Raw genomic sequence first — 23,493 nt, 5'->3', positions numbered from 1 at the left:
CGTGCGCGTGACGCACCCGCCGACGGTTCGCAGGCTTGCACTGCTGGCGCTGGTAGTTGTTCTGATCGTCAGCGGCTGCTCAGACGGGTATCGCGACCTCCCGAAGGCCTCGACAGCGCGAGTTGGCGCCACGGTCGACATCAACCCCCGGGACCCGGCGTCCCTGCGCGACGGCGGCAACCTTCGGCTCTCGCTCACCTCATTCCCGGACAACTTCAACGTGTCCAACATCGACGGCAACACGGCCGACACCGGTTTGGTTCTCAGTCCGACGCTGCCAGGGACCTTTATTACCAGCGCGGACGGGACGCAAAGACTCAACACGGACTACTTCACCGCTGCCGAACTGACCGGCACCAGCCCGCAGGTAATCACCTACACCATCAACCCGAAAGCTGTCTGGAGCGATGGCACCCCAATAACCTGGAAAGACCTCGAATCGCTGTTCAACGCGTGCAGCGGCCGCGACCCGCGCTTCTTGATCGCCAGCAGAGCCGGCTACGAACGGATCAAGTCGGTGACTCGGGGCGTTGACGACCGTCAGGCGGTGGTTACCTTCGACAAGCCCTACGCGGAATGGCGCGGGTTGTTCGGCGGCCTGCAACCCAGCCGCCTGACCGCTGACCCGGCCGTCTTCAACACCGGCCAACTCGATGCCCCCGGCCCGTCAGCCGGACCGTTCATCGTGTCCAAGGTTGACCGGACCGCACAGCGCATCGTGCTGACCCGAAATCCACGATGGTGGGGTCGCAAGCCGCGACTCGACTCCATCACATTCCTGGTGCTCGACCCCCTAGGCGTGATCCCCGCCCTGCAGAACAATGCCATCGACGCAGCGGACGTGGGTTCTCTCGACGACATGGTCACCGCGCAGCGCACGCGCGGTATCACGATCCGGAGTGCACCGGCCCTGCTCTGGTACCACATCACCTTCAACGGCGCGGCCGGATCGATCATGGAGGATCCAAGGCTCCGGTTGGCGATCGCCAAAGGCATAGACCGCCAGGCCATTGCCAACGTGGTCCTGCACGGCCTGACCGGCCATCCGGTGCCGCTGAACAACCACATTTTTGTTGACGGCCAGGTGGGCTACCAGGACAACACCGGCCCTGTTACCTACAACCCTGACCAGGCCCGCCGAGACCTCGATGCGCTGGGCTGGAAGCTCAACGGAACGGTCCGGGAGAAGAACGGAAAGCAACTGGTGATCCGTGACCCGTTCTTCGATCAGCAATTCCGGCGTCAGATCGGACTGGTCGCACAGCAGAACCTGGCGCAGATCGGCGTCAAGCTGGTGCTCGACCCCAAGCCGGGCACGGGATTCTTCAGCCAGTACGTCGGAACCGGCGACTTCGATGTTGTCGAATTCGGTTGGCAGGGCGGTGGTTATCCGCTGTCTGCCATGCCACAGATATTCCGTTCCGACGGCGAAAGCAACTACGGCAAGATCGGCAGCCCGGAGATCGACGCCAAGATCGATCAGACGCTGTCCGAGTTGAACCAAGACAAGGCGCGGGTGCTCGCCAACGAGATCGACAGGATGCTGTGGCAGGAAGTATTCAGCCTGCCGCTCTTCCAGTCGCCCGGAAATGTAGCGGTTCGCGAAGATCTGGCCAACTTTGGCGCTTTCGGACTTGCCGACGTGGATTGGACGACAGTCGGGTTCACTTGATTAGTGCCCAGCAGACGCAAAAGCTCCTAATTCGGGCCCGAATTAGGGGCTTTTGCGTCTTTTCGCCGTACTGCTGGCAGCGCCCGCTCGACCATGGTCGCCACCTCGATCGCCTTCCAGAGCACCCGCATAACCGTGCGGTCCGGCAGCGCGTCCAGCACCGACGCGCGGTCGGCAAGCCCCTCGAGTTCGCCGCGGCACACCGCGCCGGCAATCGCCAGCGCGGCAGCCTCACGAAAGTCCAACGCGCCGTGCGACATCGTCGGTAGGCTCAGCAATACCGCATTCGGCACTAGCGATGCGATGCGCTCAGCCACCGCCGGTGGCGTGATGAGATCGCGGCCACCGGAAATCACCACGGTGGGCCACCCGAATTTCGGCATCTCGGCCGCCAGGTCATATGGCTCGGCCTCGAAAGCCGCGTTCTCCGGCATCATTTCACGTATCGCGACGGCAGGGTCGAGCGGAAGTCCGTCAGGCTCGGGGGCGTAGTCGAGTTCGCGGAACGCGATCCGGCTCACCAAGTCGGTCTCAAAGCGGTACGGCGCTTTGCGGTTGAGAATGGCGCCGAACCGAAGCATGCTCTGCCACAACAGGAATCGGCCGTCGAGCAGCAGGTCGAGCTGGCGGTCGAGCAGCTTAGTCCCGCCGTAGCCGTAAAACCTCGCCGCGACCTGACCGCCCGATGCGGTCATCACACCCTTGTCGACAAGCCGACGAACTTTGGGTGCCAGCGCGGCGGTTTCCGGATCGTCGCCCTTGAGCAGCAGCCGCCGAATGGCGTCGCGTACATCGACGATGTCATCCCTGGACAGCAGCGGCGAATCGAGGATCATCGCACGTACCCGGCCGGGATGACGGACGCCGACTCCGGCCGCGATGTAGCTGCCGTACGACGTGCCGTAGATGACGGCCGAATCCGCGTAGGCGTCATCGAGCACCGCGGCGACGTCGTCGACCACCTGATCGACGGTGAGCGCTTCCGGCGGAAGGTCGGCGCCGGAGTCGTCGTGGCGCGACATGCCCACGCCCCGGTGCTCGATCATGATGACATCCAGACCCGCGGCCGCGAAGCGCCGGCGCAATCCCTTGTACAGCCGCATGGACGCCACTCCCGGGCCCCCGAGAAGGATTACCAGAGGGTGTGGGGAGTTGCGGCCAGTGCGCACGTAGTACAGATCGAATTCTTCAACGCTGTCCGGCGACAGCGGTCGGCGCACCGCCCGCACTCCCGGCATTCCCGCAAGTTTGTCGTGCACCCGCCGTCGTTTGGCGTTCATCGTCATCGGTTGCCACCAGCCACTAGCCCATTGTGCCGAGGCCACCTGGAGTGCTTAGCGCGCGGCCCGTTGCGCCGTCAGGAACGCGCGGTCAGGCACGAATGAGATCGGCCGCTTTCTCCCCGATCAGAATCGACGGCGCATGGGTGTGCCCACGCACCGTGCTGGGCATCACCGAGGCATCGGCGACCCGAAGCCCGTCGACCCCCCGGACCCGCAGTTGCGGATCCACCACGCTCGCCTCGTCGCTGCCCATCCGGCAGGTGCCCATCGGGTGATACAGGGTGTGCGAACAGGTGGCCAGGGTCTTTTCCAGGGTGTCCTCGTTCAACTCCGTGCAATTACGCGGCCGCGCGATCGGGCCGAGCAGGCCGTTCAGCGGAGCGGCTGACGCGATCCGGGCGCACATCCGCAGGCCTTCCATCATCGCGGCGCGGTCCACCCCGCCGGGGTCCGAGAGATACCGCGGTTCGATGACCGGTTTGACATGCGGGTCAGCGGACCGCAGCGTGATCTGGCCGCGGCTTTCGGGCGCGACCAGGATGGGCCCGAACACCACGCCGTGCCCCGGCGACTCGGTAAGAAGGCCCTCGTCGTAGAACGGAGCCGGAGCGAAGATCAGCTCGACATCCGGCAGTTGCAGCTCGGGCCGGCTGCGGACGAATCCATACGCCTCACCGACGTTGGAGGTGAGCATGCCGCGATGCCGCAACAAGTAGTTGATCAGCTGTTTGGGCTTTTCGGCGTCGGCCAGGCTGTCGCCGTCGACCTCGAACCCCAGCACTGTCACCAGATGATCGATCAGGTTCTGGCCCACCTCGGGTGCGTGGTGGACGGTCTCGATTTCATGTTCGGCGAGGTGGTCGCGGTCGCCGATACCGGAGAGCATCAGCAGCTGCGGGCTGTTGACGGCGCCGGCACACAGCACCACCTCGCGTCGGGCATGGGCGACGCATGTTTGACCGTTCTGTTCGTATTCCACACCAACCGCCCGGTTGCCGTCGATGACGACACGGATGGCCGTGGCGCCGGTGAGCACGTTGAGGTTCTTACGACGCTTCGCCGGCTTCAGATAGGCGTCGGCAGTACTGAACCGAGCACCCCGGCGCTGCGTGACGACGGTTTCGCAGAACCCCTCCGGCGCAGCGGAATTCGGTTGCACCATGGGGAATCCGCATTCGCGCACCGCGGTCAGCCAGGCCGCGGTCGCGGCTCGCGGGCTGCGCTGACGGGATATGTGCAACGGGCCGGTCACTCCACTGTCCTCACCGCTGACGAAGTGCCAGGCATCGGTGACGTTCTCGATGCGACGGAAGTAGCTGACCGCTTCGTCGTATGACCAATCCGGACCGGCGCGCACGGCCCATTCGTCATAATCCGCGGCGAATCCGCGCACCCACATCATCGCGTTCATCGACGAGGAGCCGCCGAGTACCTTGCCTCGCGGCCAATAGATCTGGCGATCGGCGAGTCCCGGTTGCGGTTCGGTCAGGTAGTCCCAGTCGATCTCGCTGCGAAACAGCTTGGAAAACGCCGCCGGGATCCCGATGAATCGGTTCTTGTCCGGCGGTCCCGCTTCCAATGCCGCCACCGCGGTGCCTGAATCCGCGCTAAGCCGGTTAGCCACGACCGCACCGGCTGAGCCGGTACCGACCACGACGTAGTCGCATTGAATGTCCATCGCACATCCCCGTTTTCGAGTGAGTGTATGACGTGCGGCTCAGCAGCGGACCACTAAACGTCGAGATCGATGCGGTGCGCCCCCTCGACGCCCTCGTAGCGGTCGGGACTACACGTCAATACGATCACCTGTCCGTGGGTGGCCACGGTATCGAACACCTTCCCCATCTTGACCAGCCGATCCGGATCGGTGAATCCCAGCGCGTCGTCGATCACCACCGGAACGCTGTCCTCCTTGGCGACCAGTGCCGATCCGGCCAGCCGGGCCAGGATGCCGAGCTGCTCTTTCGCGCCACCCGACAACGATTCGAAGGGCACCGTGCGGCCGTCCAAGGTACGGCTGCGGATGCACAGGTCGCTGTCGATGTCGACCTCGAATGAGGATCCGAACACCCGACGACCGAGCCGTTGCAGTTCATCGCGATATGGCTGCACATAGCGCAGCCGGGTGGTGTCGCGGTGGCGGGCCATCACCGACCGCAACAGCTGCGCGGCGCGGGCCCTGCCGCCAATCCGGACATGCTGGCTGAGCGCGTGCTCACGCTCGGTCGCGGCGGTGTCGAGTTTGCCTTGGCGACCCTCGCCGCCGAACACCGAGAGTTCGATGCTGACTTCGCGCAGCGCACGGTTGGCCGCCTCGTAGCGATCGTGTAGCGACTCGGCCGCCGCGGCGGCGTCGGCCAATTCGGCGGCCACCGCATCTGGTTCGGCCGCGGTCAGCTCCGCGACCAGCTCGGCGACCCGCACCTCCGAGGCTTGCGCCGCCCCCATCGCGGCGTCTGCCGCCGACGCCAGGTCTTCGTCACTGACCGACGCCCGTTCCTGTGCCAACCGCTCGGTGACGGCATCCAGCTCGGCGCGTTGAGTCGCCACTTTCTCCTGTAAGGCCGTTGCGCGCGTCGATGTCTCGGCAATCCGGCAGCCGGCGGCAGCCGCGGCGCGACGTTTGGTCTCGCAGTCGGCTTCCGCGGCCTTGTGAGCTGCCTCGGCCGCGTCGAGCTCGGTACGTGCCGCTTCGGCCTCCACCGCTGAGTCAACGCCGGCGGTTTGTTCGGCACGTAACTGGGCCAGACGCGAGCGGAGTTGGTCTATCTGGTCATCGGCGCACAGTCCGGTCAAGATGGCGGTCAATCGGTCACGGCTGCTGCGCAGTTCGCGGCGGTGCTGGTCGGCGGCCCGCGCCGCGTGCAGGTCGGTGACATCGGCGGCAGCTAGCGCGTCCGCCAACTCCCGTTGTGCTGCAGCGTATCTGGCTTGAATGTCCAGTGCGGTAGCCCCGGGTGTGACGCGCGCGGTCAGTACACCGGGAAGCTCGATCTCGGTCGGTTCGGTCGCAGTGATCGACCAACTCTCACCCACCGACAACGACACCCGTTGTTCGCCGGTCACCAGCTCAAGGTCAGCGGCAGCGGTGAATTGCACCGTGGCTGAGATCATCGCCAGCTGGCCGCCGATTTGATCGACTGCGGTCGCGGCGTTCTCGATTCGCCGCAGCAGCTCCTCCGTCATGCCGACCCGCGACAGCTCCTCGCCGAGCCGGCCGCGGTCGCGCTGGAATTCGTCGATCTTGGCCAGTCGGGCGCTCAGGCGGTCCGCCTCCTCTCTGGCAGCGAGCTGGTCGACGGCACACCGGGCCGATTGGACGCGTTCCTGAGCGGCCGTCAGCGCCAGGTTGGCCACCTCCACGGCCGCATCCGCGGCTTCGGCATCGGCACGAGCCGTCGCCAGCGCATCTACGGCTACTTGCGCTTCACCCTGCGCCTCAGTGAGATTTGTTGCGCGAGTGTCGATTTCAGTCAGCAGACGAAGCCGCCCGCTGTGGGCGGCCGTCGACGCCGCGCTGTTCGCTGCCGCGGCGGCCGCGACGAGTTCGGCTTCACGCGCCTGGCCGGTGAGTGCGGCGATCTTGTCTGCGGCAGCCGCAGCGGCTGTGAGCCGTGGACCGGTAGCGAGCCGCTGCTGGGCAAGCTCCGCGACCTGCTCGGTGAGAACCGAGTGGCGACGCATCCGCTCATCGACCTCCGCGACGGCCGCCGTGCACTCCACCACCGCGGCGTCGGCGTCGGACAGCCGCGCAATGGCGGCGGCCCACTCCCCGGTCGGACGTCCGGTCGGGGTGAAGTAGCGCGCATACTCGCTGTCGATTCGTTCGATGAGTAACGGTTCACTGCCCGACAACGCTGCATCGGTGTCGGATTGCGCCGCGGCGACATCGAGCGCACGCGAAAGCGCATCACAGCCCGACAGGTTCACCGCCGCCGTCGACCCGGTTTGCAGGACCCGCTGGGCGTGCCACAGATCGTTGTCCACCGTCTCGGCAAGCATCGCGCGGACCCGATCGTGGGCTTCGTCGCCGGTCAGCTGTTCGCGGCGCGGTGCCAGGATCGTCAGCTCGGTCTCGCACTTCTTGTGGAAGCGCTTGCGATAGATGAAACGGTAAGGGCCGCTGCTGATCTCGGCGGCAACCTCGGAGCCGACGTCGGTGTGAGTCGGTTTGACCTGTTTGACTTCCTTTTTCGTCGAACGGTCTTTGGATTCCAGTAGCAGGTCCAACGCCTCGATCATCGATGACTTACCGACCTCGTTGGCGCCGCACACCACTACCACACCGTGGTCGGGGAACTCGATCTCGCGGTGGGTGATGCCCCGATAGTTCGTCAGGATGAGCCGGTGCAGTTTCACGCCGCACCCCGATCTGCGAGCCGCAGCAACAACGCCAGAGCCGCCTGGGCGTCGGCGGCGGACTCCGCGTCGTCCGCCCGGGCCGTCGCAACCAGTTCTTCGACAGCCGCGGCGGCAAACCCGCCGATGCCGAGGTCGGTGAACTCACCGTCAGCGGGTATCACCGCCAGGTCGGTGTGGCGCTCCCAAAGACCCAGCCAGGCGAACAGTCGCGCGTACTTGTCCAGGCAAGCGTCCAGAGCGGCACGGTCGGTGACCGTCAACGAACCGGTCAATGCCAGTCGAACTACGGTGCGGTCCTTATCGGTCAACTGGTCCAAATTCACGTCCAAATCGGCGATGTCACGGTTGGAGTCCACCTGACGGCGCAAGGTGATAAACCGCCACCGGCCGATATGCCGGGTTGTCACCGTGGCGGCGCGCCCCGGGTCGGTTTCGTCGATATCGACGATCAGCACATGACCGGGGTCGGATTCGATGTCGTCGAAATTGGTGACCTCCGGTGAGCCGGAGTACCACACTCTCTCGGCAACCTTGGTGACCGAATGCTTATCACCAAGGGCCACATAGTGAATCGCCCCGCGGGCCAGCGCGGCGTCGACCGCAGCCAGCCGGATCACCGACGGCTTGTCCCGATCAGGGTCGAGCAGGTCGACGCCACCGTGCGCCACCAGCACACGGGTGACCGAATCCGCCGGCAGTCCCTCGAGGACCTCGGCCACCAGGTCGGTGGTCGGAACCTTGGACCGCCACGGCGCCGCGACGATCTCCAGCCCGGGCCGCACCTGATGGATGCCGCTTTGATTCAGCACCACGACGTTGTCGGGGCATTCCGCGGTGAAAAGTTTGCCGGTGTACACCGATGTGGCGTCCAGCGGATCGTGGTTGCCCGGGAGCAGATACACGGGAATCCCGATGGCGCGCATGGCCTCCAGTGACTGGCCGATGACTTCCGGGGCGAGCTGATTGTGTTCGAAGACGTCACCGGCCACCACGACGAACTCTGCGTCCACCTCAGCCGCCAGCGCGCGCAACCCGGCCACCGCATCGCGTCGGGCCGCGGAATACCGTGGCTGGGCATCACCGGCAAGGAAGTGCCGGGTCATGCCCAGCTGCCAGTCGGCAGTGTGCAGGAATCGCATCCGGTCCCTCCTGAATACGTGACTATCGAGGCACCGCGAGTGTAGGTCGGCGCACCGACAAGACGCGGGACCTCGCTCGGCAGGTTAGGTGCGAGCGTGAAAAACGGCCCAACGACGTACCCAAATCAGTTGTGTGCCTCCAATTTCAGTGCGTTGCTGGGCGGGTCGGGGATAGCCCTGGTCACATTTGTGCACAGTCGGCGGTTTATCCACAGGGGCGGCTTTTCGGCTGGCCGACCCCAATGCAGTCGGCATAGTATTTCGAACATGTGTTCGGATAGCCGCGAGGAGATCGCTGAGGCGTTCGAGGCGCTACACGCCGCGCGGTCGCGGGTATCCGAGTTGAACTTTGGTGCCCTGACCACCCCCGAACGGCTGGCCTACTTGGAGCAGCTCGAACGAGATGCGCGTCGAGCGCCGGTGGCCGGACATGCGTTGATCAATCAGGTCGCCGAGCAGGCCGATGAGAAAAGTTTGGGCGGGCGCCTGCCGACGGTTTTGGCCGCTCGGCTACGGATCAGCCGCAGCGAAGCCCGCCGGCGGGTGGCCGAGGCCGCCGACCTTGGGCCGCGGCAGGCGTTGACGGGCCAACCGTTGCCGCCCCTGCTGACTGCCACCGCCCAAGCGCAACGCGAGGGACGCATCGGGGCCGAACACATCAAAATCATCCGCGGGTTCTTGCACCGGCTGCCCGGCTTTGTCGATCTGGCCACCCGCGAACACGCCCACGCCAACCTGGCGGAAAAGGCCGCCCACTTCACGCCCGAAGATTTGTCCCAACTGGCCGACCACATCATGGACTGCCTGCACCCGGACGGCGACTTCACAGACGCCGACCGCGCCCGCCGGCGCGGGCTGAGCCTGGGTACGCAGGGCCCCGACGGGATGTCGCGACTGACCGGCTACCTGACGCCGGAGGCTCGGGCCACGATGGAAGCCGTCTGGGCCAAGTTGGCAGCCCCGGGGATGTGCAACCCCGATGATGGGACAACGGTCGTTGACGGCCACGCACCCGACGACCATGCTCGTCGCGATATGCGCTCGCAAAACCAACGCAACCACGATGCGCTCAACGCCGGGCTGCGCGCGTTGTTGGCCAGCGGAGAACTGGGCCAGCACAACGGCTTACCGGCCTCCATCATCGTGACGGCACGTCTCAGAGATTTGGAAGCCGCCGCGGGTACCGGACTGACCGGCGGGGGCACCCTGCTACCGATGAGCGATGTGATCCGCCTGGCCCGTCATGCCCACCATTACCTGGCAATCTTCGACCAAGGCAAGGCGCTGGCGCTGTATCATACAAGGCGTTTAGCTTCACCGGCCCAACGAATTGTCCTCTACGCCAAGGATCGTGGCTGCACCCGGCCGAACTGCACTGTATCGGGTTATAAATGCGAAGTCCACCACACCGAGGAATGGGCTAAGACGCATCACACCGATGTCAATGCACTTACCTTCGCTTGCGGAGCAGACCATCCACTCGTCGAACCCGACGGCTGGAGCACTCACAAACGCAAAAACGGTGATACCGAATGGGTTCCACCCGCACACCTCGATCACGGACAACCACGAACCAACGCTTACCACCACCCTGAGAAACTGCTCCGCGAACAAGACGATGACGAGGGCCCGTAGCGGTCCGGACGCCACACTCACTAACGTGAGTCCGATGAAAGAGCAGCACCGCACTCTCGTGCTGATGCGCCACGCGAAGTCGGCATACCCCGATGGCGTCGCCGACCATGACCGGCCATTGGCATCGCGAGGCATTCGAGAGGCCGGGCTGGCCGGTGACTGGCTGCGCACCAATCTGACGGCGTTCGACAGAGTGCTGTGTTCGACCGCGACCCGTGCCCGGGAGACGTTGGCCGCCACCGGTATTGACGCGTCGGTACGCTACGTCGAACGGCTCTACGGTGCCGCCCCCGGCACGGTGATCGAGGAGATCAACCAGGTCACGGACGATGTCAACACCCTGCTGATTGTCGGACACGAGCCGACAACCTCCGCGGCCGCGATCATCCTGGCGGGCGCTAATGGCACCGACTTCGACGCGGTGCAACGTATTTCGGCGAAATTCCCGACCTCAGCGTTCGCCGTGCTACAGGTGGCCGATGGCTGGGACCAACTCGGTCCCGGCGGCGCCGCTCTCGTCGGCTTCCACGTGCCCCGCTAGGAGTTGGTTGCCAGCGTCAGTTCCATGAGCTTGATTGCCTGCCCACACGCATCGATACCGGGGGCCTGGGGGTTGACCCACCAGCCGACGACGCCGCCCGCATCGCTGGCCACGCCGCACGCGCCGTTCGCGTCGTCGGGTCGCATGACAATCGAATTCACGCCCTGAATCGTTCGCGTCTCGATCTTGTACTTCAAGCCTTCAGCGGTTTTGCGCTCGTTGTTCAAGCTGCCCTGCTCGAACCAGAACCGGGTGATGTCGATATAACCGGCCGGGTTGGCCGCCTGCCAGCGGCAGATTGCTCCGACGAACGTGCTCTGAATATCGAGCGGGTCGGCGCCCACGGTCTTGGCCAGGATGTCGGAGGTCAACACCTCACACTCTTTGAGCAGGTTGGGATACTGCTGTTCGGATTTGTTGTTGCGCGGGGTACCCGCCCCACCGGCTTTGACGGGCGTGCCCGATATCGACCGCGCACACCCTGTCAGCACCATCAGTGCCGCAATCAGCACCGCTACACAGGCAACGAAGCCTCTTCTGCCGCGCCCGCCGTATCGCACCCAGCCCATCATTTCGAGTTCGCAATCGACTGACGGGCCAGTTCTTTGGCTATATCGCAGGGCGGTGGGAACGGCTTCTGACTGAAGCTGATCGACCATTCGATGAAATCGTCCTGGAACTGGATTCCGACTTCGCAGAGCGAGTCGCCCAGGTTCGGCTCGTTGCCGACCGCGATGAAGCCGCCGTGACCGTTGATATTGATGTCTTCGACGCTGGCCCGCGACAGCTCCTCGGTTTTGCGTTCGCGCCCGATCGGGCTACCCCGGTACCAGGAAAAAGAGAAATGCGGACCGCTGATGCCGCCGCCCGCCAGCCATTGGCAGCCCACCGAATTTCGGGCAGTGTTGACCAGCCCAGTCACCCGGGTCTGCTCAGCCACCGTCTGATCACTGATCCCGCCGCATTGCGGGAAAAACGGGCCATGCTTGCCCTCACTGCTGCCTGGTCCCGACGGCGTCGACGCTCCCGGTTTGTTGTCGGAGCCGGAGCACCCGGCGATCGTCGGGATCAAGATCGCCAAGGCCGATGCCGTCGCCGCCAGTGCCGTCACGTTACGCCGCACCGCTACCTCTTCTGCTGGTGGATCTGCTGCCAGAGCTGCTGCTGGTCACACGATGCACTGTAGCGTCAGCCCAAGGGGTCAACCACCGACACGCTACCTGATCAGGCATTTCGCTCTCCATCGCCGGTGCGGCGCGGACAGGTAACCATCCGGCGGTGCGGGCCTCGAACCCGTCGGAGTGTGCGACAGTTACCAAATGCTCCTGGCACTGCTGCGCCAGTACATTCGGCCGTACCGCCGGCTCGTCGCGGCGCTCATGGCGCTGCAGCTGATCAGCACCCTGGCGTCGTTGTACCTTCCAACGGTCAATGCCGCGATCATCGACGACGGCGTCGCCAAGGGCGACACCGCCACCATCGTCAGGCTTGGCGTGCTGATGCTCGGCGTCACCGGCGTGCAGGTGCTCTGCTCGGTCGGGGCGATCTACTTTGGCTCGCGGACCGGCATGGGCTTTGGCCGCGACCTGCGCTCCGCAATGTTCCACCACGTCACCACCTTCTCCGAACACGAGACGGCGCGATTCGGTGCACCGTCGTTGCTGACCCGCACCACCAACGACGTCAGGCAGATCCAATTTCTGGTGCAGATCACCTGCTCGGTGCTGATCACCGCACCGATCATGTCAATCGGTGGAATCGCCATGGCCATCCATCAGAACGCCGGGTTGTCGTGGCTGTTGCTGGTCAGCGTGCCCATATTGGCTGGGGCCAACTACTTGATCATCTCGCGCATGCTGCCGATGTTCCGCGCCATGCAAAGCCTGATCGACGGCATCAATCGGGTTCTGCGCGACCAGCTTTCCGGCATTCGGGTGGTCCGCGCCTTTGCCCGCGAAGGCTTCGAGCGGGACAGGTTCGCGCGGGCCAACCTCTCGCTGTCGGACACCGCAGTGAGCGCGGGCAACTGGCAGGCGCTGACGTTGCCGGTCACCACCCTGACCATCAACGTGTCCAGCGTCGCTTTAATCTGGTTCGGCGGGCTGCGAATCAACAACGGCCAGATGCAGGTCGGTTCGCTGCTCGCCTTTCTGGCTTACTTCACCCAAATCTTGATGGCAGTCCTGATGGCCACGATGACAGTGGCGGTGCTGCCGCGGGCGACCGTGTGCGCCCAGCGGATCACCGAGGTGCTTTCCACCCGCACTGCCGTCAACAACCCACAGCACCCCAAGTCCCCTCGCGTGAGCGCGCTTGGTGTGAGGGGCACGGTGCGGCTGGATGCCGCGACCTTCCGCTATCCGGGAGCCGACCGCCCGGTACTGCAGGACGTCTCACTGACCGCGCTGCCGGGAACCACCACCGCAATCGTGGGCAGCACCGGCTCGGGCAAGTCGACGCTGATATCGCTGATCTGCCGGTTCTACGACGTCACCGGCGGCGCCGTCCTGGTCGACGGGGTCGATGTGCGCGACTACGACATCGGGCAGCTGTGGTCGGGCATCGGCTTGGTGCCTCAGCGCGGTTACTTGTTCTCCGGCAGCCTCGCCGACAATCTGCGCTATGGCGCGGCCCCCAGCCAGGTAGTGACCGAGGACGAGATGTGGGAAGCATTGCGGGTGGCCGCGGCCGACGAGTTCGTCCGAGCGCAGAACCTGGCCGGAGACGGGTTGCAGATGCGCGTCGCACAAGGCGGCATCAACTTCTCCGGCGGCCAGCGGCAGCGCCTGGCGATCGCCCGGGCCGTGATCCGCCGCCCCGCCATCTACCTGTTCGACGACGCGTTCTCGGCACTGGACGTGCACACCGAGGCACGGGTGCGCGCGTCGTTACGGGAGATTTCCGGGGATGCCACGACTATCGTTGTCACACAGCGAATTTCGACAGCGTCCGCGGCCGACCAGGTGATCGTCGTCGACGACGGGAAGCTGGTCGGCGCGGGCACGCACGAGTCGCTGTTGGTGGACTGTCCCACCTATACCGAGTTCGCGGACTCACAGTCGCTGCTTTCCGGGGTTTCCGAACAGCACCACCGGGGCCAACGATGAGCGCCCCGGCCGCCACACCGCAGAGTCGCGCGACACCGGCGCCCGCCGGACGCTCGCGCAACTTCACGGAATCGTTGATCCGCCTGGTCAAACGGCTGGCACCACAGCGCCGCCTGGTCGCCGCGGTGATCATGTTGGGTATCACCGGAACCGCGATTGGCGTGGTAGTTCCGCGGATCCTGGGTCATGCGACCGATCTGCTGTTCAACGGCGTGGTCGGACGCGGGCTGCCCGCCGGTATCACCAAGGCGCAGGCCGTCGCTGCCGCCCGGCAGCGCGGTGACACCGCATTCGCCGACCTACTGTCCGGCATGAATGTGGTGCCTGGCCGAGGTGTGGACTTCGATGCGGTGGGCCGCACGCTGGGCCTGGCGTTGACACTGTATCTGCTTGCCGCGCTGATGCTTTGGGCCCAGGCTCGGCTGCTGAACGTGACGCTGCAACGAACCATGGCTGGGCTGCGCTCCGACATCGAGGACAAGGTGCACCGGCTGCCGCTGGCCTACTTCGATGGACGGCAGCGCGGAGAGCTGCTGAGCCGGGTCACCAACGACGTCGACAATCTGCAGACGTCGCTGTCGATGACGATCAGCCAGTTGCTGACCCTGGTACTCACCGTGGTGGCGGTGCTGGCGATGATGGTGTCGATCTCGCCGTCGCTGACGTTGATCACGCTGCTGACCGTGCCGCTGTCGCTGCTGGCCACGCGGGCCATCGCGCGTCGCTCCAAGCGCTTGTTCGTGGCCCAGTGGACCAGGACCGGACGGCTCAACGCCCATATCGAGGAGACCTACAGCGGGTTCACCTTGGTCAAGACGTTCGGCCACCAGGCGGCGGCGCAGGCACAATTCCGCGAGTTGAACGACGACGTCTATCAAGCCAGCTTCGGCGCCCAGTTCGTCTCCGGTCTGGTGTCACCGGCGACGACGTTCATTGGCAACCTCGGCTACGTCGCGGTGGCCGTGGTGGGTGGACTGCAGATAGCCGCCGGACAGATCACGCTCGGCAGCATTCAGGCGTTCATTCAATATGTCCGGCAGTTCAATACGCCGGTCAACCAGGTGGCCGGGATGTACAACACCCTGCAGTCCGGGATGGCCAGCGCCGAGCGGGTGTTCGGCCTGCTCGACGAACCCGAAGAAACCCCTGACATTCAGGTCGCTGCGCTGACCGCCTCGCCCAACGGCCAGGCACCGACCGGACGCGTCGAGTTCGAACACGTGAGCTTCGCATACCGTGCCGGCACGCCGGTGATCGAAGACCTGTCGCTGGTGGCCGAGCCGGGCAGCACAGTTGCGCTCGTCGGCCCGACCGGAGCGGGCAAGACCACGCTGGTGAACCTGCTCATGCGGTTCTACGACGTGGATTCCGGCCGGATACTCGTCGACGGGACCGACATCACCACCATGAAAAGGCAGACGCTCAGATCGCGAATTGGCATGGTGCTGCAGGACACCTGGCTGTTCGAGGGGACGATCGCCGAAAACATTGCCTACGGCCGGCCCGAGGCCAGTGCAGAAGAGGTGATGCAGGCCGCCGAAGCGGCCTATGTCGACCTGTTTGTACGCAGGCTGCCTTCCGGCTACCAGACTCGGGTCAGCGACGACGCCGCCAATATCAGCGCCGGCGAGAAACAGCTCATCACCATCGCACGCGCATTTCTCTCCAAGCCGCAGCTGCTGATCCTGGACGAGGCGACCAGCTCGGTCGACACGCGCACCGAGGCCGTGATTCAGCGCGCCATGTGCGAACTTCGCCACGATCGGACGAGTTTCATTATCGCGCACCGCCTTTCGACGATCCGAGACGCCGATCGCATTCTGGTGATGGAAGCCGGAAAGATCGTCGAACAAGGCAGCCACGCCGAACTCATGGCTGCGCGCGGTGAGTACTACAACATGACCCAGGCGTGATCGAGGCGTGCCCGCACCCAGCCTCACAAAAAGGCATTCCGGCCACTTGTCTGCGGTATAAGCTCTGCTTCGGCTGTTAACTTTGCTGCACAGGATTTCTCTGCGGACAAACAGAAGTGAGCCAACCGAAGGAGATGTCGATGAAGTTTCCGCATCGGACCGTAGTCGCCGTCATGGCCGCAATTCTCGCCATGGTATTCGCGATCAGTGGCTGCTCAACCTCAAACAAGTCCACTGGCGGCGGCGGATCGTCGCCCGCGCCGAATGTCGACGCGGCGAATGTCGTCAAGCAAGCCGCCGACGCGATGCGTCAGGTCACCGGAATGCACCTGAACGTCGAGGTGCAGGGCAACGTGCCCAACCTCTCGCTGACCAAGCTCAGCGGCGACGTGTCCAAGAATCCGCAGTCGGCCACGGGCGACGCGACGTTGACCGTGGGCCAGAAGCCGCAGGACTCGAAGTTCGTCTTCGTCGACGGCCACCTGTACGCCGAACTGGGCGGTACAGACGGCAAGTACGTCGATTACGGCGACGGCGTGTCGATCTATGACGTGGGCACGCTGCTTGACCCCGACAAGGGTCTGGCCAGAATTCTGACCAACCTCAAAAACCCGAAAGTGGCCGGAACCGAGCAGGTGAACGGCATCGCAACCACCAAGATCACGGGCACGTCGTCATCCAACGACGTAGCCACGCTGGCGGGACGCCGTATTGGCCCAGAGACCGAAACGCAGGACCCCACCACCGTCTGGATCGCGTCCGACGGATCCCACCACCTCGTCAAGCTCCAGTTCGTTCCGGTCGAGAACAGCACGATCACGCTGACCATGTCCGATTGGGGCAAGCAGGTCACCGCCACCAAACCGCCGGTATAGGCGATATCGGATACGACCACCATGCATCCCAAACCGTTTTCAACTCCACCAGATCGTCGGTCCGGGAAAGGAACCATCATGGAAATGCGCGCTTTTCAGCGACGAGCTGCGGTCGTGGTCGGCAGCATGGCAATGGTGACCGCGATGTCCGCCGCACTGATCCCGACAGCAAGCGCCGACGACCAAGTCGGGGCGATCGCCATCTCCGATGCTCACAAGGTGTACGGCAGAACGTTGCACGCCTCGACGGTCGCCGCCGCGAAGAGCGCCGCGATAAGTGCCTGCGGCTACTCCGACTGCACCGTGTTGGTTACTTTCAGCGCCTGCGGCGCCGTCGCTGAGAACGCCGTCAAGTACACGGGCGGCACCGGCCCCACGCTGACCGCCGCAGAGGTTGACGCCGTGAAGAACCTCGGCGGCGGGCCCGGGTCGATCGTCGCCTGGGGCTGCAACTAACAGATCTGTTAACGCTGTTCTAAGGGCGGCCAACACGAATTGGCGGCCCAATCGCGTGACCAAAACGTGTCCGGTGGCCCCGCAGAACACCTTCGCCAGGTCCGACGGCGCCCACCCGCGGGCGTCTTCGAAGACCCCCTGAACGCGCTCTGAGCAGCGCGTATACCGAAATCTTGCAGCTCTTCATAGCGGTGCGAGGTCTCTTCAAGGATTCGTAGAGATTACGAAGAGGTCAACGCTCGAACCTTTTCTCAAGCCACTCCGCCGAAGCGGAACGAGAAAAGGACCCACCATGAAAACCCCGAAGACCATCAAGATCTCCAGATTCGCCAAGACCGCTACGTTCGCCGCGGTTGCCACTGTCCTCTCGCTGGGTCTGGCCACCGGCACAGCCGAAGCCGCCGGCGGCACGATGTACGGCGACCCGGCCGCCGCCGCCCAGTGGTGGCGCCACCAGAACTACGACGACTGCGCCATCATGGCCAGTGCCGACGTGGTCGGACAGGTGACCCACAAGGAGCCCTCGGAGCGAGCCATCATCAAGGTGGCCCAGTCCACCCCGAGCACCGTGCACGCCGGCTCGATTTACATCAAGCCCGCCAAAGGCGACGCGACTTCGGGCGCGGGCACCTCGATGATGGATCTGCCGGAACTGTTGAAGCAGTACGGCGTCAAGGCCGTCGCCAGCGACAAGGAGAGCTCTGCCAAGACCGGCGTACCCGCGGGCATCGAGGGCCTCGAGCAGCTCCTGGGCAGCGGCCACAAGCTGATCGTCGCGCTCAACGCCGAAATGATCTGGCACGAGCCGATCAAGAACAAGGACCGCAGCGGCAACCCGCGATCCGACCACGCAGTGGTGGTGACCGGTATCGACACCGCCAACAACGTCGTGCACCTCAACGACAGCGGCATCAAGACGGGCAAGGACGAGCAGGTTCCCCTGGCGTTGTTCATGAAAGCGTGGGACACCAGCGGCGAGTTCGTCATCACGACGACCTAGTTTGAGAGCTGATCTCGGCTAATCCGTTAATCGCGACGGCGGGCAGCCACCCGATGCACACGCACCGGGCCGGCTGCCCGCCGATCGCTGTTATCAGGTACGCCAAGGTAATTCGTGCGATAAAGTCATGATCGCATTGCAAACACAAGCATTTCAGTCGTTCCTTAGACGGGCGCTGGCGGCCGAGAGCATTGGCGGCAAGCCGACATCCGGCGATCGCACCACCAGTGCGCGGACAAATGCAGACACGTCAACATCCGGGGGGGACCCGAGAGAACACGCAAATGCCGAGTGCGCCATTGTTTCCGAATTCGCGGACTTCGTATCACAATGACACGTGATACGGCGCCACGTAATGCGACACTATTGGCAGGCTGGCACGTGACGTCGCAGAGCACCCGGAAGGGCTGGTAAGCGCGATGGTGGACATACGTCTCGAATTCGGTCTGCTCGGACCGTTGGAGATGAGTGTCGACGGCACCCTGGTGCCGTTGGGCACGCCCAAGCAGCGGGCGGTGCTGGCCATGCTGCTGATGAACCGCAACAGCCCGGTTGGGGTGGACCGGCTGATCACGGCCGTGTGGGAGGGATGGCCTCCGTCCGGGGCGAGGGCCAGCATTCACTCCTACGTGTCCAACCTTCGCAAACTGCTCAGCGGCGTCGGTGTCGACCCACGAGGGGTGCTCGCCGCAGCGCCGCCGGGCTACCGGCTGAGCATTCCCGAAAACACTTGCGATCTGGGGCGGTTCATCACCGAGAAGAACGCGGGCGTACACGCCGCGGCGTCCGGTCGGTTCGAGCAGGCCAGCAGGCACCTGTCTGCCGCGTTGGCGGAATGGCGTGGACCGGTGCTCGAGGATCTGCGCGATTTTCAGTTCGTCGACACCTTTGCCACCGCCCTCGTCGAGGACAAGGTCGTCGCCCACACGGCAAAGGCAGAAGCTGAAATCGCTTGCGGACGTGCCTCCGCCGTGATCACCGAACTCGAAGCTCTCACCAACGAGCACCCTTACCGCGAACCGCTGTGGGCCCAGCTGATCACGGCCTATTACCTCACCGACCGCCAGTCCGACGCCTTGGCCGCCTATCGCCGGGTGAAAACGATGCTGGCCGATGACCTCGGCATCGACCCGGGTCAGACTCTCCGCGATTTGAACGACAAGGTCCTGCGACAGGAACCGCTGGACGCCAAGAAGAACGCCAAGACCACCGCGGTAGGCACGGTCACCGTGCTCGACCAGCGCACCAGCGTCAGTGGCCAGAAAGTAGTCGCCTATCTATACGCGGCGTCGGGTGAGCGCTACCCGCTGAAATCGGCGGCGACGCGAATCGGGCGTCTGCATGACAACGACATCGTCCTGGAAAGCGCCAATGTCAGCCGCCACCACGCGGTTATCGTCGACACCGGCACCAACTACATCATCAACGACCTCCGGTCATCCAACGGAGTGCATGTGCAGTACCAGCGGATTCGCACCACCGCCACACTCAACGACGGAGACCACATCCGTATCTGCGACCACGAATTCACGTTCCGGGTCGCCGCGGACAATCAAACGCCGACCGTTGGTTTTTCGGCGATCGACTAAGTCATCTTGGACGGCACGCGCCGCCACCGGACGCCGTCAGATGTTGCGGATGTCATGCGGCCAGGCAGGTAACCGCTTACGGTCATGATTGCCGGGTCGGCGATTTTGTGGCCGGCGATTTAGTCGGACGCGGTTGATATGGTCGGCGGCATCGCGGGGTTGGTTCGAAGGAGCAGCGATGAGCGACGAGCAGGGCTCGCGGGCGGGGTCGATGTTTGGGCCCTATCGGCTCAAACGGCTGCTGGGTCGCGGTGGGATGGGCGAGGTCTATGAGGCCGAGCACACCGTCAAGGAGTGGACCGTCGCGGTCAAGGTGATGACCGCCGAGTTCAGCAAGGACCCGGTGTTTCGCGAGCGGATGAAACGCGAAGCCCGCATCACCGGGCGACTGGGCGAGCCGCACGTCGTACCCATTCACGACTACGGCGAAATCGACGGTCAGCTCTATTTGGAGATGCGCCTGATCGAGGGCACCGACCTCGACAGCGTGCTCAAACGATTCGGCCCGCTGACCCCGCCGCGTGCGGTGGCCATCATCAGCCAGATCGCCTCGGCGTTGGATGCCGCGCATGCCGCCGGGGTGATGCATCGCGACGTCAAACCACCCAACATCCTGATCACCCGCGACGACTTCGCCTATTTAGTGGATTTCGGCATCGCCAGTGCGACCACCGACGAGAAACTCACCCAGTTGGGTACGGCGGTGGGCACCTGGAAATACATGGCGCCCGAACGGTTTTCCAACGACGAAGTGACTTACCGCGCCGACATCTATGCGCTGGCATGCGTGCTCTACGAGTGCCTGACCGGTGCCCCACCGTATCGGTCCGACAGCGCCAGCCTGCTGGTTACCGCCCACTTGATGGATCCCATCCCGCAGCCCAGCGCCAGCCGCTCGGGTATCCCGCGAGCGTTGGATGCGGTGATCGCACGTGGCATGGCCAAAAAACCCAACGAACGCTATGCCAGCGCGGGTGATCTGGCACAGGCCGCCCGCGAAGCGCTCAGCCATCCCGATCAAGACCACGCCGACAACATCGTGCGCCGCAGCCGGGAAGCCACCGTACTGACGCGCGGCAACGTCACCCCGCCGGCGACCTTGGCCGGCACTGGCGTGGCCGCCCCCTCGACACCCGGCCAGAACTTCACCGCACCGCCGCCGGCACACGCCCAGCAATCGTCGTACCCCGGCCCCGCCAGCTCCGGACCAGTGCCCAACCCGCAGTACTTCCAACCCTCTTCCAGCAGCTGGGGCGGCCAGCCACCGAACGTGCCCCCGTCGCAACAGCCCGGCGGACCGACCCCCTGGTCCCCGGCCCCACCAACGGCCAAACGCAGTAACCCCTGGCCCATCGTCGCCGGTGTGGCGGCCCTGGTGCTCGTCCTGGTTATTGCTGCCGTGGGGATCTTCGTGGCCACCAGGAAATCGGGCGACCACCCGAAGGCGGATCGCACCACCTCGGTCGTCCCGACCAGCTCGAGCACCTATCCGTCGACCCCGCTGACCAGCGAACCGACGAGCAAGCTGGAAGGCTTGCTGCCCAAGGGCTACCCCGCGGGTACCTGCACGACGACCACCCCATCGGCCAACAGCATCTGGCAGGGCTCGGTGGCCATGATGAAGTGCGGACAAAACACCAGCACGGGAGGCCCGACCAAGGCCATCTATGGGCTGTTCCCTAATCTCAACGCGCTGAAGAAGGCCTTCAACGACGACATCGCGGCCGTACAGCTGACGAACTGTCCCGGCGAGGGGCCGTCACCGGATGGGTGGCACTACAAGAACAGCCCGACGGTAACGGCGGGCATGGTCGCCTGCGGAACCTACAAGAACCAGCCGAACGTGATATGGAGCAACGAGGGCAAGTTGATGCTCAGCGACGTATTCGGTGGAACCGCTAACATCGACGAACTGCACAAGTGGTGGGGCAAGAACGGCTGACCTGCGCAAACCGCGACGCGTAAATACGCGTAAGTAGATGCCGCGCGTGGGCGTTCTGCGATGACCCGCGCAATGGCAGTTTTGTCCCGTTAGCGTGGTGATCAAGGGACCCGGGTTTTCCGGCTCACGGGTCTGTCCGGCGCTGTTGATATTGTCGGCGGGGTTGCGGGGTTGGTTTGGAGGGGTCACCGATGAGCGACGGGCAGGGCTCGCGCGCGGGGTCGATGTTTGGGCCCTACCAGCTGAAACGCGCCCTGGGCCACGGCGGAATGGGCGAGGTCTACGAAGCCGAACACACCGTCAAAGGGTGGACGGTAGCGCTCAAGCTGATGTCGGAAGCGGTCAGCAAAGACCCGGTGTTTCGGGAAAGGATGAAACGCGAAGCCCGCCACACCGGCCGGCTGCAGGAACCGCACGTCGTGCCCATCCACGACTACGGCGAAATCGACGGCCAGCTCTATTTGGAGATGCGCCTGATCGAAGGCACCGACCTGGAGACCCTGCTCAAGCGATCCGGCCCGTTGACGCCGCCGCGCGCGGTGGCCATCATCAGCCAGATCGCCTCGGCGCTGGATGCCGCGCACGCCGCCGGGGTGATGCACCGCGACGTCAAGCCACCCAACATCCTGGTCACCCGCGACGACTTCGCCTACCTGGTCGACTTCGGGATCGCCAGCGCGACCACCGACGAAAAACTTACCCAGCTCGGAACCGCGGTCGGCACCTGGAAATACATGGCGCCCGAACGCTTTTCCACCGGCGAAGTCAACCACCGCGCCGACATCTACGCCCTGGCCTGCGTGCTGTACGAGTGCCTGACGGGCATCCCGCCGTACGCCTCCGACAGCGCCGGGGTGCTGGTGACGGCGCACATGATGGAACCCATCCCGCAGCCCAGCATCAAGCGCGCTGGTATCCCACGGTCTCTGGACGCGGTGATCGCACGCGGTATGGCCAAACGGCCCGACGACCGCTATGCCACGGCCGGCGAGCTGGCAAAGGCCGCCCACCGAGCGCTCACCGATCCCGATCAGGACCAGGCCGTCGACATCCTGCGCCGCAGCACCGAGGCCACCCTGCCGCACAAGGCGGCCGCGCAGCAGATCGTCCAGCATCTGTCGGCCGGTTATGCCGCCCCTGCGAGCGCCGGGCCGCGGCCTTCCTCGACCGCTCCGCCTTCTTGGGCACCCAGCAACGCCCCCGCATCGGTGTCGGGCCGGCCCGTACCCCAGTACCAGACCGCCGGCGGCTGGGGCGGTCCGCCACAAGCGCCCCCGCCCAGTGCTCCGCAACAGTTCGCCGGCCCTGCACCGTGGCATCAAACTCCGCCGCGGCGCGGCCGCAACCCCTGGCCCATCGTCGGCGGGGTTGCTGCCCTGGTCGTCGTCCTGGTGATAGTCGCCATAGTCATCGCGATGTCATTGCAAGACTCCGACGACCACCACAGCGCACAGATGTCCACGACGGTGACCACGACCACGACCATCCCCACCACCACCCGAACGACCACTACCGCATCCGCGGATCTGCAGCGACTGCTAAACGCTTTGCCGGCGGGTTATCCCAGCGGCACCTGTACGCGCGACGCCCAACCGATGCCGGGAGCACTGGTCTCGGTGAAGTGCGGTCCCAACAGCGACACCGATGGACCGACAGTCGGGGCCTACGGTCTTTTCCCGAGCGTTCAATCGGTGCAGGACGCCTTCACAAGCTTCTCCAAGACGTTCACGATCCAGAGCTGCCCGGGCAACAAGGCGTCACCGGGCACCTGGTGGCACAACCGCGATCCGAACACCATCCTCGGCCAGATCGCCTGTGGCAACTACAAAGGCAACGAGCCGCAGGTGATGTGGAGCAACCAGCAGACCATGGTCTTTGCGCTGGTCGGCGGAAAGCTCCAAGGACCCGACCTCGATCAGCTATACAAGTGGTGGGCTTCTCACTCCTGAGTCTGCGCTCGAGAAGCCAGGTAGAGGCAC

The 23,493-nt window shown here is 64.6% G+C and carries 17 protein-coding genes; 11 read left to right on the top strand and 6 right to left on the bottom strand.

The genetic code is table 11. The features are described 5' to 3' along the window. Positions 1 to 7 precede the first annotated feature (7 nt). Positions 8 to 1,672, top strand: a complete 1,665-nt coding sequence (locus tag AC5Y21_RS01500) for an ABC transporter family substrate-binding protein (protein WP_499908672.1) — start codon at positions 8 to 10, stop codon at positions 1,670 to 1,672. A gap of 26 nt (positions 1,673 to 1,698) precedes the next feature. On the opposite strand, the gene AC5Y21_RS01495 is transcribed toward AC5Y21_RS01500, so the two are convergent. From AC5Y21_RS01495 to AC5Y21_RS01480, 4 genes are all read right to left on the bottom strand, one after another. After that, positions 1,699 to 2,958, bottom strand: coding sequence for an alpha/beta fold hydrolase (locus tag AC5Y21_RS01495; protein WP_499908670.1), 1,260 nt, complete (start codon positions 2,956 to 2,958; stop codon positions 1,699 to 1,701). 85 nt (positions 2,959 to 3,043) lie between these two features. After that, the gene (locus AC5Y21_RS01490) at positions 3,044 to 4,633 is read right to left on the bottom strand and encodes a GMC family oxidoreductase (protein WP_499908668.1); all 1,590 of its coding nucleotides are present in this window, start codon (positions 4,631 to 4,633) and stop codon (positions 3,044 to 3,046) included. 53 nt (positions 4,634 to 4,686) lie between these two features. Next, complete coding sequence (locus AC5Y21_RS01485) at positions 4,687 to 7,314, bottom strand: AAA family ATPase (RefSeq protein ID WP_499908666.1); 2,628 nt, start codon at positions 7,312 to 7,314, stop codon at positions 4,687 to 4,689. Further along, positions 7,311 to 8,456, bottom strand: coding sequence for a metallophosphoesterase family protein (locus AC5Y21_RS01480; RefSeq protein ID WP_499908664.1), 1,146 nt, complete (start codon positions 8,454 to 8,456; stop codon positions 7,311 to 7,313). The genes AC5Y21_RS01485 and AC5Y21_RS01480 overlap by 4 nt, the downstream gene beginning before the upstream one ends. Before the next feature lie 267 nt (positions 8,457 to 8,723). Between AC5Y21_RS01480 and AC5Y21_RS01475 the strand changes: the two genes are divergently transcribed. Continuing rightward, positions 8,724 to 10,091 (top strand): 13E12 repeat family protein, encoded by a 1,368-nt coding sequence (locus tag AC5Y21_RS01475; RefSeq protein ID WP_499908662.1) that lies wholly within the window; start codon positions 8,724 to 8,726, stop codon positions 10,089 to 10,091. Between the two features lie 34 nt (positions 10,092 to 10,125). Continuing rightward, positions 10,126 to 10,632, top strand: a complete 507-nt coding sequence (locus tag AC5Y21_RS01470) for a SixA phosphatase family protein (RefSeq protein ID WP_499908944.1) — start codon at positions 10,126 to 10,128, stop codon at positions 10,630 to 10,632. Here the strand turns inward: AC5Y21_RS01470 and AC5Y21_RS01465 are convergent. Together AC5Y21_RS01465 and AC5Y21_RS01460 are read right to left on the bottom strand one after the other, a co-directional pair. Continuing rightward, positions 10,629 to 11,201, bottom strand: a complete 573-nt coding sequence (locus AC5Y21_RS01465; protein ID WP_499908660.1) for a DUF3558 domain-containing protein — start codon at positions 11,199 to 11,201, stop codon at positions 10,629 to 10,631. The genes AC5Y21_RS01470 and AC5Y21_RS01465 overlap by 4 nt on opposite strands. After that, positions 11,201 to 11,755, bottom strand: coding sequence for a DUF3558 domain-containing protein (locus AC5Y21_RS01460; RefSeq protein WP_499908658.1), 555 nt, complete (start codon positions 11,753 to 11,755; stop codon positions 11,201 to 11,203). Before AC5Y21_RS01460 ends, AC5Y21_RS01465 begins: the two co-directional genes overlap by 1 nt. 196 nt (positions 11,756 to 11,951) lie before the next feature. Between AC5Y21_RS01460 and AC5Y21_RS01455 the strand changes: the two genes are divergently transcribed. The 8 genes from AC5Y21_RS01455 (at position 11,952) to AC5Y21_RS01420 (ending at position 23,463) form a co-directional block, all read left to right on the top strand. Beyond that, positions 11,952 to 13,739, top strand: a complete 1,788-nt coding sequence (locus tag AC5Y21_RS01455; RefSeq protein ID WP_499908656.1) for an ABC transporter ATP-binding protein — start codon at positions 11,952 to 11,954, stop codon at positions 13,737 to 13,739. Beyond that, positions 13,736 to 15,652, top strand: coding sequence for an ABC transporter ATP-binding protein (locus AC5Y21_RS01450; RefSeq protein WP_499908654.1), 1,917 nt, complete (start codon positions 13,736 to 13,738; stop codon positions 15,650 to 15,652). Before AC5Y21_RS01455 ends, AC5Y21_RS01450 begins: the two co-directional genes overlap by 4 nt. A gap of 140 nt (positions 15,653 to 15,792) precedes the next feature. Beyond that, positions 15,793 to 16,527 carry an LppX_LprAFG lipoprotein gene (locus AC5Y21_RS01445; RefSeq protein ID WP_499908652.1) on the top strand — a complete coding sequence of 245 codons (735 nt, stop codon included), beginning with the start codon at positions 15,793 to 15,795 and terminating at the stop codon, positions 16,525 to 16,527. A 78-nt stretch (positions 16,528 to 16,605) separates the two neighbouring features. Beyond that, complete coding sequence (locus AC5Y21_RS01440) at positions 16,606 to 16,983, top strand: DUF4189 domain-containing protein (protein WP_499908650.1); 378 nt, start codon at positions 16,606 to 16,608, stop codon at positions 16,981 to 16,983. 292 nt (positions 16,984 to 17,275) lie between these two features. Beyond that, a complete protein-coding gene (locus AC5Y21_RS01435; protein ID WP_499908648.1) occupies positions 17,276 to 17,983 on the top strand; it encodes a C39 family peptidase in 708 nt (235 codons plus the stop codon). A gap of 419 nt (positions 17,984 to 18,402) precedes the next feature. Then, on the top strand, positions 18,403 to 19,572 hold the full coding sequence (gene embR, locus AC5Y21_RS01430; protein WP_499908646.1) for an ATPase/transcriptional regulator EmbR: 1,170 nt from the start codon (positions 18,403 to 18,405) through the stop codon (positions 19,570 to 19,572). A gap of 178 nt (positions 19,573 to 19,750) precedes the next feature. Further along, on the top strand, positions 19,751 to 21,514 hold the full coding sequence (locus tag AC5Y21_RS01425; protein ID WP_499908644.1) for a serine/threonine-protein kinase: 1,764 nt from the start codon (positions 19,751 to 19,753) through the stop codon (positions 21,512 to 21,514). Between the two features lie 191 nt (positions 21,515 to 21,705). Continuing rightward, positions 21,706 to 23,463, top strand: a complete 1,758-nt coding sequence (locus AC5Y21_RS01420) for a serine/threonine-protein kinase (RefSeq protein WP_499908642.1) — start codon at positions 21,706 to 21,708, stop codon at positions 23,461 to 23,463. The last annotated feature ends 30 nt before the right edge of the window (positions 23,464 to 23,493 follow it).

The sequence above is a fragment of the Mycobacterium sp. NGS41 genome (assembly GCF_059812725.1).
Note: the sequence above shows the minus strand (reverse complement) of the source record. Positions and strands in the feature narration are given on the sequence as shown.

Bases quoted from the DNA above. Each gene is read 5' to 3' on its own strand.
- AC5Y21_RS01480 (WP_499908664.1), bottom strand. From the start codon at position 8,456: ATGCGATTCCTGCACACTGCCGACTGGCAGCTGGGCATGACCCGGCAC.
- AC5Y21_RS01440 (WP_499908650.1), top strand. From the start codon at position 16,606: ATGGAAATGCGCGCTTTTCAGCGACGAGCTGCGGTCGTGGTCGGCAGC.
- AC5Y21_RS01425 (WP_499908644.1), top strand. From the start codon at position 19,751: ATGAGCGACGAGCAGGGCTCGCGGGCGGGGTCGATGTTTGGGCCCTAT.
- AC5Y21_RS01455 (WP_499908656.1), top strand. From the start codon at position 11,952: ATGCTCCTGGCACTGCTGCGCCAGTACATTCGGCCGTACCGCCGGCTC.
- AC5Y21_RS01450 (WP_499908654.1), top strand. From the start codon at position 13,736: ATGAGCGCCCCGGCCGCCACACCGCAGAGTCGCGCGACACCGGCGCCC.
- AC5Y21_RS01435 (WP_499908648.1), top strand. From the start codon at position 17,276: ATGAAAACCCCGAAGACCATCAAGATCTCCAGATTCGCCAAGACCGCT.
- AC5Y21_RS01495 (WP_499908670.1), bottom strand. From the start codon at position 2,958: ATGACGATGAACGCCAAACGACGGCGGGTGCACGACAAACTTGCGGGA.
- AC5Y21_RS01475 (WP_499908662.1), top strand. From the start codon at position 8,724: ATGTGTTCGGATAGCCGCGAGGAGATCGCTGAGGCGTTCGAGGCGCTA.
- AC5Y21_RS01420 (WP_499908642.1), top strand. From the start codon at position 21,706: ATGAGCGACGGGCAGGGCTCGCGCGCGGGGTCGATGTTTGGGCCCTAC.
- AC5Y21_RS01465 (WP_499908660.1), bottom strand. From the start codon at position 11,201: ATGGGCTGGGTGCGATACGGCGGGCGCGGCAGAAGAGGCTTCGTTGCC.
- AC5Y21_RS01490 (WP_499908668.1), bottom strand. From the start codon at position 4,633: ATGGACATTCAATGCGACTACGTCGTGGTCGGTACCGGCTCAGCCGGT.
- AC5Y21_RS01470 (WP_499908944.1), top strand. From the start codon at position 10,126: ATGAAAGAGCAGCACCGCACTCTCGTGCTGATGCGCCACGCGAAGTCG.
- AC5Y21_RS01445 (WP_499908652.1), top strand. From the start codon at position 15,793: ATGAAGTTTCCGCATCGGACCGTAGTCGCCGTCATGGCCGCAATTCTC.
- embR (WP_499908646.1), top strand. From the start codon at position 18,403: ATGGTGGACATACGTCTCGAATTCGGTCTGCTCGGACCGTTGGAGATG.